The 18,791-nt window shown below is 45.5% G+C and carries 9 protein-coding genes; 7 read left to right on the top strand and 2 right to left on the bottom strand.

Going from position 1 to position 18,791, the window contains the following annotated elements; translation table 11 throughout:
• Window positions 1-224 precede the first annotated feature (224 nt).
• Window positions 225-1,346, top strand: a complete 1,122-nt coding sequence (locus E0698_RS07080) for a phosphodiester glycosidase family protein (RefSeq protein WP_192511090.1) — start codon at window positions 225-227, stop codon at window positions 1,344-1,346.
• A 73-nt stretch (window positions 1,347-1,419) separates the two neighbouring features.
• Here E0698_RS07080 and E0698_RS07075 read toward each other — a convergent pair whose 3' ends face one another.
• Window positions 1,420-1,959, bottom strand: a complete 540-nt coding sequence (locus E0698_RS07075; protein ID WP_192511089.1) for a helix-turn-helix domain-containing protein — start codon at window positions 1,957-1,959, stop codon at window positions 1,420-1,422.
• Window positions 1,960-2,231: 272 nt separating this feature from the next.
• Between E0698_RS07075 and E0698_RS07070 the strand changes: the two genes are divergently transcribed.
• Window positions 2,232-2,645, top strand: a complete 414-nt coding sequence (locus E0698_RS07070) for a DoxX family protein (RefSeq protein ID WP_192511088.1) — start codon at window positions 2,232-2,234, stop codon at window positions 2,643-2,645.
• Window positions 2,646-2,693: 48 nt separating this feature from the next.
• Window positions 2,694-3,563 (top strand): VOC family protein, encoded by an 870-nt coding sequence (locus E0698_RS07065; protein ID WP_192511087.1) that lies wholly within the window; start codon window positions 2,694-2,696, stop codon window positions 3,561-3,563.
• Window positions 3,564-3,635: 72 nt separating this feature from the next.
• Here the strand turns inward: E0698_RS07065 and glsA are convergent, their stop codons facing one another.
• Window positions 3,636-4,574 (bottom strand): glutaminase A, encoded by a 939-nt coding sequence (glsA, locus tag E0698_RS07060; RefSeq protein ID WP_192511086.1) that lies wholly within the window; start codon window positions 4,572-4,574, stop codon window positions 3,636-3,638.
• Window positions 4,575-4,711: 137 nt separating this feature from the next.
• On the opposite strand from glsA, the gene E0698_RS07055 reads away from it, so the two are divergent.
• The 4 genes from E0698_RS07055 to E0698_RS07040 all read left to right on the top strand — a co-directional run bounded on the left by E0698_RS07055 (window position 4,712) and on the right by E0698_RS07040 (window position 18,679).
• Entirely contained in the window at window positions 4,712-5,575 is an 864-nt protein-coding gene (locus tag E0698_RS07055) for a DUF1835 domain-containing protein (RefSeq protein WP_238353900.1), read from the top strand.
• 262 nt (window positions 5,576-5,837) lie between these two features.
• The gene (locus tag E0698_RS07050) at window positions 5,838-9,266 is read left to right on the top strand and encodes a non-ribosomal peptide synthetase (RefSeq protein ID WP_192511085.1); all 3,429 of its coding nucleotides are present in this window, start codon (window positions 5,838-5,840) and stop codon (window positions 9,264-9,266) included.
• Window positions 9,267-17,801, top strand: a complete 8,535-nt coding sequence (locus E0698_RS07045) for a non-ribosomal peptide synthetase (protein WP_192511084.1) — start codon at window positions 9,267-9,269, stop codon at window positions 17,799-17,801.
• The gene (locus E0698_RS07040; RefSeq protein ID WP_202894809.1) at window positions 17,798-18,679 is read left to right on the top strand and encodes a hypothetical protein; all 882 of its coding nucleotides are present in this window, start codon (window positions 17,798-17,800) and stop codon (window positions 18,677-18,679) included. Before E0698_RS07045 ends, E0698_RS07040 begins: the two co-directional genes overlap by 4 nt.
• Window positions 18,680-18,791: the final 112 nt, after the last annotated feature.

The raw sequence follows: 18,791 nt of genomic DNA, 5'->3' as shown, positions 1-18,791 counted from the left end.
GCTGTTTTATTGTGTTCTTTTTCGGTATGATGAATCTGTTAAAAAATTGACACTATCATTCTACAAAATTAGTTTATGATATTGTCGTTAGATGTCGCTGCCGATATGTTACCCTCTGAGGATAAGAATCAGCAGCAATGGCTGTCCTGAAAAACAAACCATATCAGCTCATTGAGAGAACGGTTATATTCAAGGCAGAAGTCAGCATACAGGAGAGATGGCGAATGAAACCGGAAGTCTTGCCACAGCGTGCAACAGCTCGCAGGCAGAAAAACAAAAAAAAGAAACGAAAAGGAAAATTTGGTCGCTTTATGGGGCGGCTTTTTATTGTACTACTGCTCGCTGGAATCGGGGGCAGCGCGTGGCTGTTTTTAACACCATCTGGCAAGGACATGCGCTACTTGGCTGCGGATACGCTGATCACTACACAACATCGTCACTGGGCAAAATATTTTATTGGTGAGGCGGAGGCGCAGAAGCGAGTGGCCGAATATTCGGCCCGTTTCGAGCAGATGGGCGAGGAGAAGGACAGACATACGATCAAGCTGCCTGATCTGACACCGACCAAGGTGCAGCAAACGCCACTGGTTGAAGTTGAAGAGGTATCTGGCCGCAATTATCACGGCTATGTAATGACGGTGCCTGACCCGACTAAAATCAGACTCGGGATTCCTGCCAATATAGGCAAGGGAGAAAGAGTATCCAGTATGGTAGAGCGCTTGGGAGCCGTTGCAGGCGTAAATGGTGGCGGCTTTGCCGATCCTAACTGGAATGGGAATGGCTTTAAGCCGATCGGCGTTGTTATTTCACAGGGCCAGCTATACTACAACGATATGGGAAAAAACGCTTCTGCCCAAATCGTAGGGATTGATAAGCAAGGCAAAATGGTGGCCGGGCATTACTCGCTGTCCGAGCTAGCCAAAATGAACGTGCAAGAAGCAGTTACCTTTCAGCCACGCCTGATCGTGAACGGTAAAGGTCTCATTCGCAATGCAAGTGAAGGATGGGGAATTGCTCCCCGTACGGCAATGGGGCAAAGAGCAGACGGCGCGATTATTTTTGTGACCATCGACGGCCGTCAGCCGGGTTACAGCATCGGTGCCAATTTGTATGATATGCAAAACATTTTACTTAAACACGGAGCGGTTATCGGTGCTAATCTGGATGGTGGATCATCGACTGTGCTCGTCAAGGATCATGCCATTGTGAATAAACCTTCTTCTGAATACGGCGAGCGGTATTTACCGACAGCGTTCCTCGTATTCGAGCATCCCGAGACCGTTAATATTCCGAATATCTGGCAAGGTTTGAATCCTGGAGACATTGATGCAGCCAAGAAGAGATAGAATTGGAATATAATAAGTGCGTACCGTGGAAGTGAAAAAACGACTTCCCGGTACGCGCTTTTTTTGATGAAATTTAAGCGTCATTCTCTGCTTCGAGAAATACAGAAATCAAAATACGGGCGTTGTTTTCTCCAATGTTTTTGGCATAATGCGGAATGGCTGCTCTCCAGCTAAAGGAATCTCCTGCTTCGAGGGTAGCCGAATCCTCGCCTTGCTCCACATATACCGTGCCTTCCATAACAAAATGAATCTCATCGCCCGCATGAGCATGCTCTTCTTCCGTGGATGAGCCTGGCGGCATGTCCACCAGCATCATTTTGACGTTACCCTGCCCCCCCAAATGGTTCACTTGAAGCTTATTTTTGCCATAAACCGTTTTGCGGCGCTCGTCCTTCCGAATCACTTGCATTCGTTCCTCTTCTTTGAGCAGCAGAAAAGCGAGGGGTACCTTAAGTGCATTAGCAATGCTGTCCAGTGTAGCAATGGAAGGGGAGGTTTTATTGTTTTCTACTTGACTCATAAAGCCTTGAGATAATCCGGTTCGTTCGCATATTTGCTGGATGGATAAATTTTTACGTTTACGCGCGGCGCGTATGTTGCATCCTATACCCATGGAGTGTTCCTCCTTCAAGGAAATATAATGTATACTAATTTATTATTTATTATACCAAATATTTTGTTGACAGACTATAGTTTCTTATGATAAATTCACATTACAAAATAATTATTCCTATTACTAATAATTTGAGCTTGACTCGTACTTATATAAGTTACAACTTAGAGCAAGATCATTTTATTTTTTTACCCAAATTATTAGTAATATAAAATAATTATTATTATGTGCTCATACGAGTGCAAAAAAATATTCAGAATGGAGAGATAAATATGAGTTCAGCAAGCAGAAACATTTCAACAATAATGAGGGTGGCTTTGGGTATCTTGTTTTTGGCGCACGGAATTGCTAAATTTCAAATGGGGCTGGGCAATGTAGCTGGCTGGTTTTCCAGTATTGGTGTCCCAGGATTTTTAGGTTATGTCGTTGCAGTAATTGAGTTAGTCGGAGGAATTGCTTTAATTCTTGGGTTGTTTACTCGTTATGTCTCTGGACTTTTTGTTATTGTATTGATCGGAGCGATTTTCACAGCAAAATTGTCCGGTGGTTTGATGGGTAATGGGCAGGGAGCAGGTTATGAGCTGGATATTTCCTTTATTCTGGTAGCTCTGCATTTGGTATTTGCACCAACGACTCGTTTGTCACTGGATTCTTTGTTTAGCCGTCGTACCTCATCAGAACAGTAATTTATCATTAGCGTAGTCCTCCAATCCATGTAGAAAGAGGGAAATCTCATGACAGCACATATTCATGACAACACCAGAATCGGGCAGGTTTCATTAAAGGTTAGTAACTTGGAGCGCTCTATTCAATTTTATACCGAGGTCGTTGGTTTTCAACTGCTGCGTCAAACGGCGGATACTGCTGAATTGACAGTCGACGGAAAGCATCCGCTGCTGACCCTTAAGTTTATTGAAAATGCAGTTATTCTTCCACGCCAATCCGCAGCCGGATTGTATCACTTTGCTATTCTTGTACCGAACCGCGTGGCTCTGGGCCTGTCACTGCGTAATCTGCTTGCTCATGAGATTGAAATCGGACAAGGGGACCATGATGTAAGTGAGGCTCTGTATATCCATGATCCAGATAATAACGGGATAGAGATCTATGCGGATCGTCCTCGTGATCAGTGGAAGAAAGATGCTAACGGATATTACATTATGGGAACAGATCCTGTGGATGCAGAAGGCTTGGTCGCTATTTCCGAGAATTTACCTTGGCAAGGGTTGCCCGAAGGAACGGTAATTGGGCATGTTCACTTTCATGTGTCTAATTTGCTCAAGGCGCAGCAATTTTATTGCGATGTGCTCGGTTTTGATATTACATGTCGCTATAGCTCGTCTGCTTTGTTCGTATCCGCAGGTGGTTACCACCACCATATGGGCTTGAATATATGGGCAGGGGAAGGGGCGCTCCCAGCTCCCAAGCATGCTGCAGGCCTGGATTATTTTGAACTGATTGTGCCGAATCAAAAGGAACTGGAGGCCGTTGTCGTCCGTTTGACTGCGGCAGGATATGGAGTGGAGGAACGCGATGGTGCCAAATACGTAGCTGATCCGTTCCGCATTCATATCAAACTGGTTACCGACGGCCAAACCGTTTAACATATCAGGAAAGTAAAGGAAGAGGGTATTCCCGTAAGCCACATAGGCTGGGAATACCCTCTTATTCGTGAACTAAAACAAGCTCCAATCCAAATCCCGCGACATGGTCTCCAGCAAGTGTACACCCGCTGTACTGTTACCCATGCGGTTCAGAGAAGGTCCGACCAGTCCAATGCCATATCGTCCGGGCACCATCGTCATAATGCTGCCAGATACGCCACTTTTGGCGGGCAGTCCGACCTGAATAGCGAATTCTCCGGATGCGTCATACATGCCGCATGTGGTCATAAAGGTTTTGGCGATCTGTACATAGCGGCGGGGAAGCAGCGGTACACCCGTGACCGGATCACGTCCATTGTAGGCTAATACGAGTCCCATGCGTGCCAAATCCGTACAATTCAATTTTACAGCGCAATGCCTAAAGTAAACCTCCAGCACATCCTCAACATGTCCGCGCAGAATTCCCTTTTCCATCAAGAAATAGGCAAGGGAACGGTTCAAATGGCCTGTAGCAGATTCCGAATCGTAGACATCCTGGTCATATTCCAGCTTGTCATTACGGGTAAGCAGACGGAAAAATTGCAGGACACGGGCAAACTTCTCTTCAGGACTGTTTCCGCGAATCAAAGAGGACACGGCGATGGCTCCGGCATTAATAAGCGGGTTAAACGGGATGCCCGGCTCGACCAGCTCCAGCTTCAGCATGGAATTAAAACGGTCTCCGGTAGGCTCCATACCGACCTTGGAGAAGACAACATCTTCACCATTATCCATCAAGGCCAAAATAAGCGTGAATACCTTCGAGATGCTTTGCATCGTAAAGCTTATTTCGGTATCTCCGGCTACCACGGTCTCGCCGATTCCGTTCATCACAACAACACCCAGCGCGTCGGCCGGGGCTTTGGACAATTCGGGAATATACGCTGCCACCTTGCCATGAATATACTGATGACGGCTTTGTTCCACCCATTCCGGCAGTTTGGTCTGTAGTCTCTGCCACTCCGATGTCATTTCTTTTCCTCCAGTCGAGTAACCATCCTGTGGTATTGTTATTGTAGAGCAAGATGTGATAGCTATACGCCTATTCTAAAGATATTTCTGGTCGAAAGACAAGATATTATTGAACACAGTGAAAGGAGGCAGTTGACTTGTCATCTAACAATGTACACCTGCTGTTCTCTCAGTCCGCTGCTGGCTCGATGAAAGTAGGCCTTTCGGGAGCAGGATTGCGTTATGAGAGTGAAGTACTGTCTTTTAATGACCTATTTTCCATAGGGCCGTTATGGAAGCTGGAAGCACCAGAAGGACAAGAGAACCGTCACAACTGGTTGGCTGAACGGATCGTGGATTATGAATTTTTCCATTACGCAAATTGGGAGCACCGCATTGAACAGATGACGGCTACTCTTACTGCAATTTCTGGTGATAAGTCGATCACGATCTGGTGCGGCTCTAATGCTCACGAGCAGATCGGATTACGTTTTGCATTATACCTTTTGCGGAATAGAACTGCTCCTATCGGGGTCGTAAATGTAACAGATTCCATGGAACGGGAGCCGAGTGATCCTCTATACATGGAAAGTAAGTTTCCTCTATCCATGAACGTGGTGTATTCGAAAGAAATTGCACGGTTTATAACGCAAAATAAAGATAAAATTCATGCTTTAAGCATGGAAGATCGACATCGACATGAACAAGATTGGCTGGAGCTTAGTGAACAGGAAAGTGTGCTGAGATTATGGGAAAATGACCATATCGATCATGTGCCAGAAGATTACTTTGATCAGGCTTTGCTGGATTTGATCGGTCAACTGCGGGTAGAGGATAATCGGCAATATGTACACGCGGGAAAAATAATAGGTGAGGCTTTAACACAATGGCCACAGCTAAGAAGCGATACTTTTTTGGAATACCGGATTCAACAGTTGATCGCTCAGGGCAGACTCGAATTTCTGGAAATGCCTGAAATGTCGGGAATGCAATATTGCTATGCTGTGAAAATAAAAGCGTAAAACGAAGGGAAAAAGCATACTATTCTGTCACCTGATGTCATTTCTTCATCTCCAGCTAAATTCTCATTTTAATGTAAAGTTGTGATTATAGTTATCCATAAACGACTTCTACGTTCCATACATACTCTTTTTTTTGGCATAAGATTATACAAAATTTTATAATTTTTTGCTGCATTCCCTATCAGTTAGTTTCGAAAAAGATGCCTGTAGAGCAAACCTTAAATCGTATGAATGTTAATGGGAGAAGGAGATGAGGCGGAGCATGTTACACGGTACGTTAGCGAATTACCCGCGGGATACAACGATTCATCAGTTATTTGAGGGGGAGGCCGAGCGCACACCGGAGCAAGTGGCCGTTGTATTGGGAGACAAGCACTTGACGTATGCTGATCTGAACAAACAGGCTAATCAGCTTGCCCGGGTTCTGCGGAACAAAGGCGTAAATAAAGGCGACCCCGTCGGGATTATGGCCGAATGCTCATTGGAAATGATCGTCGGTATTTTCGGGATTTTAAAAGCCGGGGGAGCCTATGTGCCGATTGACCCGGAATACCCCAAGGAACGTATACGCTATATGCTGAAAGATTCTGGTGCAAAGCTCCTGCTAACCCGGCTACCAATTGAACAACAAATGGAGTTCAACGTTCCTGTAATGGATTTGTTGGACAAGCGAAATAACAGTGAAGAAACAGGGAATATCACCTCCATTCATGGCTCAGATGCACTAGCCTGCATTATGTATACGTCAGGCTCTACGGGTGAACCGAAGGGAAACCTGACGATGCACTACAATATTACACGTGTTGTCAAAGAGACAAATTACATCCAATTCGCGGCAAAAGATCGAATCTTGCAATTGGCCAGTTTTTCGTTCGATGGTTCTACATTTGGCATTTACGGGGCACTGCTCAACGGAGCCACCCTCGTTTTGACCCCACAAGCCCACATCATGAATGCACGTGAGCTATCGAGTGTACTGCGGACACAACAGATTACAAAATGCTTCATCACAACAGCACTTTTTAATGCATTGGTGGATATTGATCCGGATTGCTTTGCCACACTTGAAATCTTGCTATTCGGTGGTGAAAAGGTGTCAGTCAGCCATGTGCGCAAAGCATTTGCCCGTCTGGGCTCTGGTCGTTTAATTCATGTCTACGGACCGACCGAGAGTACGGTATTTGCAACGTTTTACCGGATTGATCATTTGGATGAAGCTGCAAATACCGTACCGATCGGTAAACCCATCAGCAATACCTCGGTTTACATCATGGATCATGACCAGCATCCTTTGCCACAAGGAGTTGCAGGTGAACTGTACATCGCTGGCGATGGATTAGTGAAAGGTTATTTGAACCGTCCAGAGCTGACAGAGGAAAGGTTTATTCCGTTTCCAGGGGTGCCGGGGGGCAGGTTGTACCGAACCGGAGATTGGGCAAAAGAGCAAGCGGACGGAAACATTGAATATATCGGCCGGATCGACGAGCAAGTGAAAATACGGGGCTACCGAATTGAGCCGGGGGAAATTGAGGCACAGCTATTAAAAATAAAGGATATACAAGCAGCGGTTGTTATCGTGCGTGAAGATGGGAACGGACAGAAGCAACTGGGAGCGTACTTTAGGGCAAGCCAAAGGTTGACGGCAGATGAAATTAAAAACACGCTTTCTGCAAAGCTGCCGAATTACATGATTCCGTCTTTTTTTATGCAATTAGAGCAGATGCCACTGACACGGAATGGAAAGCTGGATCGCAAGGTACTGTTGTCCTTTGAAGACAATGGACATACCATGGCAGCAAACATTTCTCCTGAGGCAGGGCTAGAAGCCAAGCTGATGGAAATCTGGCAGGATGTATTAGGTATTCAGCAGTTCAGTGTTGTAGACAACTTCTTTGACCTTGGTGGACATTCTATTCATGCGCTTACGTTAATGTCAAGGATGGAGGGTGCTGGATATCATACCACTTTGACAGATATTTACCACTATAAGACGATCCGTGCGCTCGCTGCATATCTTCAATCGGCTCAAGAAAGTGAAAGAACCTTGAAGCAGCAGGGCACTATAGAAACCAAGCAAGAGTTGATTTCCTGGCTGCACCAAGAAACAGATGGCGTATACGATCTAGTGAAGTATCAAGTGAGGGATTTTCTTCACGAAGTGAGAGATATTCGGGTGCTTTACTTCAACTCCGTGGACGACGTTAATCCTGTCATGCGGATCATAAACGGGAAAGTCGCTAAAGAACTGCAGCCGCATTATATTGTACCACTGCATCAAAAAGTAAAAATGGATAATCAATACCAGGTTATCGATGAAGAGGAGTTTGTCCAGCGTCTGGACTTGAAAACCATGGACACGGATCAGGCGGCAAGGTTGCGCGAGCAGTTGGAAGACGATTATTTAAAAAGAGATCAGTGGGTTAAAACGGGGCAAGTGGCACAAGAATATCCGCTAAGTGGAATTCAACAAATGCAAATTTCATTTCATACACCGCCGAGTATTGGCCTATTTAGGCTGGACGAGTATGTGAATTATGATTTTTTGAATCAGGCTTATGCTCAATTTGTACAAAGTCAAGGATTACTGAGAAGCATTCCTGTGCAAAGAGATGAATGGACGTATTGGAGGGAATACGTCCTTCCCGACGTCGATTTGCCAACACTCACCATCCTCGACGTAACGGACTGCAATCCATATGGCCCCTTTATGGAAATGATAAATGACTACATGACGAATACCCGATACACCGGAGAGCATACTTTGTTTCAGATGTTTGTGCTAAAACGAAATCTGCGTGAGCATGTTGTTATTACGCTTTATCATCATGCGATATGCGATCGGGTGACTTCGGAAGTAGCTGAACGACAGGTAATGGCTTGCTACAGGAGTCTGCTTCAAAACGAATCCCTTCCTACGGATGAAGTAAAGCCCTATAAGGATTATGTAGAACAAATCCAAAGCGGACCCAGCGGAATCACTGAACAGGCATTGATATCCGACTTTCATCTGGAAGCGTTCCAGCAAAGCAAGCAGGACCTGTTACAAACTCCGAAGCTGAGAACGAGCACAGAAGCCTATCTGTTTAGCGTGAGCATCCCGGCTAAAAACCCATCCTTGGAGTTTGCGCTCTCTATCTTTACAAGGGGCTTGCAAATCTATTTAGGTATGGACCAGTTGCCATTGTTATTTTTATATGATGGAAGAAGGTACGATGAGGCGACATATTATAACACGGTCGGTGAGTTTATTGATTTTGTGCCTATGCTGATGGATATGAAGCAGAATCCGGATGAAATGCTGCTGTCTGTCAGAAGCAGGCTAGATTTATTAAAACGCCACACGATTAATTTTATGAACCTGCTTACAGGACCTGCCTATAAAAACAGGTGGGAACGTGCCAGAACACTTGTACAGTTTGGGAAGCAGTATGAGCAGCTAGATGTATTCATGTTTAACTATTTGGCCAATAGCGCAAAGGAAGGGTTGCAGTATAGCCAATTTTACGATGATACGGTCATAAAGCAACCGAATCCGCTGCCGATCTATTCGCTGTTCAACTGCATCGCTACCTCCTATACAGACGGTCTTATTTTTTCGATGCGGTGCAGTTACGAGATAGAGGTTGAGGAAGTCAGGGCTGCTTTTTATCAGGCCGCCGGTATAGCATCTCAGATAGGGGAGGTTCAATAAGTGATCCAACCTTACTTTCCTTTATTTTCCCATCGCAGGGGGGAAGCCGGACAGCCTGAAGACAAAGATCAAGTCCTTTACCATATTCGTTTGGAAACAAGACAGGTCAAAACGATCATGGAGTTTGTACAGCAGCATCAGTTGGGTATGCCTTCTTTTATCGCAGCCATATGGTCTGTGCTTTTATCCCATTACGCCAATCAATATACAGTACCTGTTTTATATTCCATGTTATCAGACAAAGAGGGGACACGACATTGTCAGGACTATCCGCTTTTTATCCATATTCAGAAGGAAGATCATCTTCTCTCCTTGATGCAAAAAATAAAGGCAAAATGGGATAAGCGAGATAGCAGCATTAAGTGGAGTGAGGATCTTTCACAGCACATGAAAGTGGATTCCCCATCAGAAAAAGATGAGGATTTTTTCAATGTGGGCATCGTAGAGACTTGTGGTGATCTCTCGCATTCAAGTTCGAGCACAAAAGCACTAGCTTCTCTATGCGGTATAAATCAGCCTGAGATTGCGCTCTGCTACCGTCATGGTTCGGAAAGATTAGAGTGCGCAATACAGTATGATAGCAGGCATTTTGGTAAAAAGCAGATCGCTAATCTCGCAGGCCACTTTCAGATACTGCTGGCCAATGCACTCCATCTTCCGGAGAAAGCGGTACTCCTTCACCCCATACTGACAACGAAAGAATACGAGCAGATACAACAATGGAATGATACGGAACAAGCATATCCTTTGGATAAAACCGTGGTTCAACTGATTGAGGAGCAGGCTGCCAGAACTCCCGATGCAATCGCATTGGAGTTTGAAGGGCAGAAGCTGACGTATTCGCAGTTAAATCAGCGGGCTAATCAAATCGGCCGCGTGATTCTAGAGTCGGTTTCCACAGGAGAGGATGGCGCTTTACAACCCGGCACGCTGATTGCCATCTTTATGGACAGAAGCGCAGATGTAATCCCGACAATGCTAGGAGTTATGAAGGCAGGGGCCGCTTATCTTCCGATCGATCCCCAATATCCTGGAGAACGGGTTCGATTTATTTTAGAAGATGCGCAGGCCAAAATGATTATCACGCACAGTCAACTGGTAAATAAGCTAAATTCATCTATGAATCAAATGAGTATGAAAGCGCATTCGCTTATTTGTGTAGATGAATGCCTGGTGCAGCAGTACGATCATCCCGACGAGAATTTGAATATTCAGGTTAAACAGAGCGACCTGGCCTATGTCATCTACACATCCGGCTCCACTGGAAATCCGAAGGGGACGCTTATTGAGCACGCCGGGCTGGTTACGTTAATCCCTTACCTTGTTGAAAAGTTTCGTATTACCCCTGACTCCAGAGTTATGCAATTCGCTTCCATCAGTTTCGACGCTTCGGTCTACGAATGGATCGGAACGTTAACAGTAGGCGGGACACTTGTTGTGCTGTCGAATGCGGAGCTGCCTCCATATGTGGATATTTCAGATGTACTCGAAGAGAAAAATATCCACATTGCCATGCTGACGCCATCTGTGCTGCGAACTATGAAACCAAGAGAACTGCCTGAACTGCATACAATCGTATCCGCGGGAGAACCCTGTACGCCTGATATTGTGAATTATTGGGGAAGAGGACGACTGTTTGTGAACGCTTACGGGCCGACCGAAGTGACGATTTTATGTTCCACCTCGGTATGCAAACCAGAGGCAGAAATCACGATTGGCAAACCCGCCTATAACAAACGATTGTTTGTATTCAATCCATTTGGTAATTCTGTGCCGGTCGGTGTTCCCGGTGAACTATGGGTGGGCGGCATAGGGCTTGCCAGAGGATACCTGAATCGTGAGGAGCTGACCCAGGAGCGTTTCGTTCACAAAGAGATGAGCATCGGAAATGAGTATTCACAGCGAGAGCGGTTATATCGAACCGGGGACGTCGTGAAATGGACGCCAGATGGTGAACTGGTATTTATCGGCCGTAGTGATGAACAGATTAAAATCAGAGGCTACCGTATCGAACTGGGTGAAATAGAGCATCAGCTTCGCCAGCACCCTGACATCCGTCAATGTGTCGTTCGAGCCTGGAAGGACGAGTCCTTCCATAAACTGGTGGCTTACTATACTGCCTTAAAAAGGCTGACTGAGGCTGAATTGGCCCAGTATGCAGGCTCTATTTTACCTGCTTATATGGTTCCTGCTTATTTTTGTCAGCTGGATTCAATCCCCGTAAATACAAGCGGGAAAGTTGATCGTCAAGCTCTTCCCGATCCGACCACATTATTTGTCCCTGCTGAGAATGCTGCGGAAGCAGGGGAGGGCAGTTTCGAAAAGCGACTGCTTTGCATTTGGCGACAAATTTTAAAAAGAGGAGATATCGGTGTAAACGATCATTTTTACGCGGCCGGGGGAGATTCAATTCTTGCCATTCAGGTCGTCTCTATGGCCAGAGATCACGGTATGATGCTGACCCCAAGACAAGTTGCAGAGCATCCAACTATCAAGGAATTAGCCGCTGTGGTTACTTGGACAGAACGTGAGAAGAAGGAAGATAGTATGGTTGATTTGACAGGCGAATTTGGTCTGACGCCGATCCAGCACTGGTTTTTCGAGCAGCAGTTCAAAGAACCGCATTATTTCAATCAATCCCAGCTGTTTCTACTCCGTGGTTGTGATCCCGTAAAGCTGGAAACGGCCATCAAACAATTGATCAGACTTCATCCAGAGCTTTCGATGCAGCTCGTAGCTGGCAAGCACGGATATTCGCAGCGCTACCGAACGGATACCACCATTCAGCTTGCCGGTCACACTATTCAGCAAATCGCTGATCCCGAATCTGAAATTTCAAGCATATGCGATGCATGGAACAGACAACTGAATTATGAGACAGGCCCGATGATTTGTGCAGGCGTAATCCAAGGTCATCCTGACGGTCAAGTCCGCTTTTTTATGACGATTCATCATTTGGTTATTGATGGCGTGTCCTGGAGAATATTGGTTCATGAATTGGATCAATTGTATCATGGCTCAGAACTGCCTCCTGTTTTAAATCCATACAAAATGTGGCATTATGCATGGATGGATTATTCCAAACACCAAGATACTTTAAGTCATATTGAATATTGGAAAAAAGTACAGCTTCAAAGTGCAGCATTTGTGCTGCCGATAGACCATTGCCCTGATCATAGAATGAGCAGTGAATCTTCGGAATTGGTTACAAAGCTTACTCCCAACGATACGCAGCTACTTTTGTATCATTGCTCCCAGGCATATCATACCGAGATCAATGATCTGCTGCTTACGGCCTGGTCGCTGGCTCTCTCCGCTTGGTCTGGGCAGAAGACGATCGCGTTTCGGTTAGAGGGTCATGGACGTGAGCATTTTGTAGCCGATATGGATCTGACAAGAACCGTCGGCTGGTTTACCTCAATGTTTCCGGTGTGCATTCGGATGACGGACAATTGCAGCTTGGGGGCGACGATTAAATCTGTCAAAGAGCAGTTACGTTCTATTCCTCACCGTGGCATGTCATACGGTGCTTTGAGATACTGCCATCCGAACGAAGAAGTCCGTTCCGAGCTAACAGCTTCCGAGCCACAGGCTCTATTCAATTATTTGGGTCAATTCGATCAGGCAAATACGAGCGGGCTAGAGCAGTGGATAGGTTTTACACGTGAAGCAGCACAGGACCATAGCTCGCCGCTTAATCATGGAACAAGCCTGTTGGAACTTAACTGTTCCATCGTTCATGGACAACTGCATTTGTTCATGAAATATAGCAAACGTCACTATGAAGAAACGACCATTACTCAGTTAATAAATACTGTCATATCACGTTTGCTTTCTATCATCGAGCATTGCAGCCAGGCTAATTACGAAGAGTTTACACCAAGTGATTTTCCATCGGTGTCACTGGAGCAGCATTTGCTGGATCAGATTGTAAAGACCTATTCTAAGCAATATGGTCTGAATAAAATGATGCATTTAAGTCCTTTGCAGGAAGGACTGTTGTTTCATTATTTAGAGTATCCGGCATCCGATCAATACTTTGTGCAGGTTAATTGGAAATATCGTGGGAGGCTGGAGGTAAACCAGTACCGGGAAGCCTGGGACAGTGTCATTGCCGAAAATGATTGCTTGCGGGCATGTTTCATTTGGGACGCGCTGGACAAGCCCGTACAATGCATTATCCAAACAGCAGAATGGGACTGGACGTTCTTGGATTTTGGAGCAGAGCAACCCAAGCGGCAACAGGAATGTATTGAACGGTGGATGGAGATGGATCGCAATCGTCGTTTTGATCTGAGCCAGCCTGCGTACCGCATCACATTGATTCAGACTGCACCGGAAGAATGGACGATGCTCTGGAGTTATCACCATATTTTGCTGGACGGTTGGAGCCTGCCGCTACTGCTAAACCGGGTTCATGAACTCTATGCTTGTAGATTGCAAAATAGAATGCCACAGCGCAGCTTGTCCCGCTCTTTTGAAGCGTATATTCAATGGCTGAATGATAAGGATCGCACAGAGGCCGAGTTATTCTGGAAGGCTTATTTGGCCGAAGTAACGGAGCCGACCCTGCTGCCGATCGAGAAGGGAAGTACGATTCCCGATGTACATCAACCGATTAAGAACCAGCAGATCCAGACCCTTCAAATGGATTCGAGTCTAACCAAACGTATAGCCACTTTTGTACAGCAAACACAGGTTTCGCTCAATACCTTGGTGCAGTTTGCATGGGGGAAAGTGCTACAGGTCTATCATGATGCAGATACAACCGTATTCGGCATGGTCGTTTCCGGGAGGGGATCGGATCTTGCAAAAGGGGATCGCATTACAGGTATGCTGATTAATACGTTGCCCTTGGTCATGCACTGGAATGTGGAGCAAACCATCACAGAATATGTAAAGCACCTACACCGGACGATTCAGAAATTGAATGACTACTGCTATGTGAGCCTGAACGAACTGAAGAGGTGGAGTGCTATTCATGGTCATGCCATGTTTTACAGCATCGTGGCCTTCGAGAATTATATGAACGACTACCGTCAGCCTGAACATGGTTTGGAAATGTCAGCTATGGAGGAACGAGAGAAAACCAATTACCCGATGACTATCACCATTGCCAATGACGGGGAACAGATCACTGTCAAATTTATTTACGATGCGGATCGCTTGAAGCAAGCAATGGTTTGTCGCCTAGCTGAGCATCTGCTAAATACATTGCACTATGTGCTGGAACATCCGAGTCACTCTGTCGGAGACGTGTGTTTTATAAGCAAGGACGAATATGATCAAGTCGTCTATGACTGGAACGATACGTATACAGACTATCCCAGAAATCGTTCGATTGTTGACTTGTTTCAGGAGCAAGCGAGGCTGCGTCCTTCACAGCCGGCAGTAATTGCACACAACAAGGTTATAACTTACCGCACCATGAACCAAATGTCCCAGCAGATTGCCCATTTGCTAGTAGATGATACCGACAGTCATGGGAAGTTGATCGGGGTTTATTTGCCGCGATCCATCGAGTTCATTGTCTCCATTCTGGCGATTATGAAAGCGGGATGTGCTTATGTGCCGATAGACCCCGATTTTCCGGCAGAAAGAACCCGCGAATTGATCGAGGACGCTAAACTGGACACCATCATCACCTCACATAAAGGAGCGGAAGGTATCTCGAAAGCCTGTAATGGAATCCATTTAAAACTGATTGATATAGAGCGTTTTGACCAGACTGGAGTAGTACCACAAGAAGAGAAGGAGCCTATAACTGCTCCTAATGACCTTGCGTACCTACTGTATACATCCGGCTCGACGGGAAAACCGAAAGGCGTGATGGTAGAACATCGCAATGTCATCCGCTTGGTTAAAAACACCAGCTATATCCCGTTTTCCTCTGACATCAGGTTGCTTTATACAGGTTCGCCTGTTTTTGACGCTTCCACGTTTGAAATTTGGGGGACATTGCTAAATGGAGGTCGTCTGTTTGTAGTTTCAAAGGATGACCTTCTCAATATCCAACTGCTGGAGCAACGCATGAAGGAGTGGGAAATTAATACATTATGGCTAAGTTCCGCCCTGTGTAATCACTGGATTGAAGAAAATGAAAAGATGTTTGCTGAACTTAAATGGTTGGTCGTGGGCGGGGAAGTTTTATCGGCTAAGCATATAAATCGTATCCGGCTGGCCTGTTCAGAACTTTCGATTCTCAATGTATATGGTCCAACGGAGAACACCACGTTTTCGACGAGCTATCGGATCAAAGAGACTTTTGAGCAAGATATCCCCATTGGCAAGCCGATTAGTAATTCAACTTGTTATATCCTGGACAAACAGGGTCGTATTCAGCCTATCGGGGCGGTCGGGGAACTATATGTAGGAGGAGACGGGGTTGCGAGGGGCTATTGGCTGCAAAACCAATTGACACAGCATGCGTTTACTCCGAATCCCTATACTTCTGCCAAAGATCGTGAAAGAGGAGAAAATCGGGTTCTTTATCGTACAGGAGATCGGGCGAAATGGCTACCGGACGGTAATATCGAATATATTGGACGGGTTGACAATCAGGTGAAGCTTCGCGGCTATCGAATCGAACCTGGCGAAGTCGAGTTCCGTCTTGGCCGCTATCCTGTCGTGAAAGAATGTCTGGTTGCTGCCCGCGAGCTTCACGGTGAATTACGGCTGATCGCTTACTATACAGCGGAAGAGGAGGAGCGGGAGGGAGAGCTTCATACGTTTATGGCTGAGGGGCTTCCGGCTTATATGCTACCCTTCCGTTACATTTGGCTGAAGTCGTTCCCATTAACGGCTAACGGGAAAATCGACCGTAAAAAGCTTCCTTTACCGAAAAGCCAGAACAGCCATAAAGAACTAAATTCCAGTCCAAAAACTGAATTGGAACAAACCATTGAAGAGATTTGGAGCAAGGTTCTGCAACTTGAGACTATCCGTAAGGATGAAGATTTTCACACGTTGGGAGGGCATTCGCTTCATGCGCTGCGTATAGCCAGTTTGCTGCAAAAAAGCGGATATTCGGTTACAGTCAACCAAATATTTCGTGAACAGACCATCGAACGTTTGGCCCTTGCATTGAGCAAAGCTAGGACGGATACTGCAACTGTCCTTTGTTCGGATAGGAATATCCCATATATTCAGACTATAAGAAAGGTGTACCCGAATGATGGATTTCCGCTGTCTGCTGTACAAAAACGTTTTTTTCAAAGAGATCTGCTGAATCGCAACATGTTTAATGTACCTTACCTGGCTCTGCTCAAGAAATACATCCCCAGACAATTGCTGGACTCGTCGCTGGAGGCACTATGGAACAAACATGCGGCGCTACGCTTGTCATTTGCTCAGCTGGATCATAATGAATGGTATCAATATGAGCAGACCATGAGTGTGGAAGAGGTTGTTTCTTATGTAGATTTGCAAGCGGTCCCGGGCTCACATGACGCCTGCATTTCGGAATACTGCTCGAATGCTCAGCATGGATTTGACATCGGGGCTGGACCTTTATGGAAAGTCGTGCTGTTTGACCATTATTGCGGAGAGAAACGGCAGGTGGTATTGCTCCTGTTCCATCATTTAATTTTTGACGGGATATCCATAAACATTTTTTTGGAAGACTTGAGGCATCTTCTATTACTGGAAAAGGGGAGTGATTGGCTCCTGCATAGGGAGGAAGAAAGCAGCTATCGGGATTGGTGCGTGGGATTAACACAATATGCGGCAAAGGGCCTTCCTCCTGACGCATCAGCCTTCTGGGCCAAGGTTGTGGAAGGCGGCAATTCTTTACAGGTTGACACGGAATCGGAGACACGGCCTCTCCACCGTCATATGACTACCATAACACAAGATTTGCTTGAAGGAGAGGAACATATTCGCCTTTTAAAAGCGGTGGCTGTCAAGCAGCATACTACACCGCTGAGCTTGATACTTACGGCATTGTCGCAGGCTTGTTTCCAATTGAAAAGGCAATCGGATTTGCTGCTCCATGTGATGTCTTATCAGCGTGAGTCCTTTTTGCCTGGGATTGTAATTGATCGTACGATCGGTTTTTTTGCCGGAGCTTATCCCATTCGAATTCAGATCCCGGAAGAGGGGTTATCTAAAAATGGGGAGGTTGTACTGGAGCATGTTAAGCGCACATTACAGCATATTCCATCTGAAGGACTGGATTACTTTATTCTACGATATTTGATACAGGATATGAATTCCCATACGGAGCCGCTAAAAGACGGAACACACATGCTTTTTCATTATCAATCCGAGGAAATGAACGGGCTGGCTGATGATTTGTACGAGCCTTTGGCTCTTCCTTACGGAAATACGAACGCGGCGGACAACCCCTCAGCTTACAAGCTAAATATGACGGCTAGCCTTAAACATGATCGGTTAAGTTTAACCTGCTATTACAGTTCACTGCATTATGAAGACCGGACGATTACTGAGTTTGTACGCTTAATATCCGGCTATCTGTGCCAAAGCATTGGTGTTCGTCCAAATACTATGATAGTGAAAGGAGACTTCCTGCTATGAAAATATACGAATTTTGCCCTTTTTTTAATGAAAACCGGATTGCTGATATCAAAATAAAAGAAAACGCCTGCTGGATTGACGAGCTGCATGTGATCGAAGCCAACAAGACGTTCAGCTATTTGGAGAAGCCCCTCAACTTTAAAGCGGATGTTCTTGGCCCCAAAGTAATTCATCATCCATTTCATGCCGATGAGCTGTTTCGCAAACCAGAGAAGGAATCATTATATTTTAATGTGGATAGCTGCGGTGCGGATCACTTTGACCGCTGGTACTGGCGTCTGCTTAGCTACAACAGCGCGTTTCATAACGAAGCTTGCCAAAGAAACCAAAGTGCCTCTATTTTGCGGGATAAGGTTGAGGACGATGATATAATCATTTTGGCTGATTTCGATGAGATCATTGATAGCCGGATGGCGGATCGTTTAGTTTCAGAAGTAAAGAAGCATGAGATTATTACGATAAAAATGCACTACTCTGTATTCTTTCTGAATCTTTTTTGCCAATCCAATCATGGCGCCCCTCATTGGAGCTATCGCGTATTTGCCATGACAGGTCGGTATTTTAAAAGTATGCCATTCTCATCTGACTATCTCAGGAAGAAGGGGATTGCTGAAGCACTGTACCAAGACATCTATTGCCTGGAAGAACCAGCCGGATTCCATCATTCGTGGCTTGAATATCAGAAAACCGCGCTCCCCAAGCTGCAGGCATTTGCCGCCAATGTAGAGGATAAAAGTATATTGAATACAGATTATATTGATCAATGTTTGCATGATAAAAAACTGTACTATATCGATACCGAGCTTTATGTTGATAACTCAAAATCGTTTTTGAGCAGTTTACAGGAGCTTGAAATAGAAGATCTTTGGTATAAGTAAAGGAAGCCAGGTTTAGCTGGCGGAGAAGCCCGGTCGATACAGAACGAGGGCTTCTCTTTTCTTTTTTTAGACATAGGAATGCGGTGTCCTTTATCTGGATTGGAGACGTATT

This window comes from Paenibacillus sp. 23TSA30-6 (assembly GCF_014858585.1).
Taxonomy (GTDB): domain Bacteria; phylum Bacillota; class Bacilli; order Paenibacillales; family Paenibacillaceae; genus Paenibacillus.
This window is presented reverse-complemented; position numbering and strand designations above follow the sequence as displayed.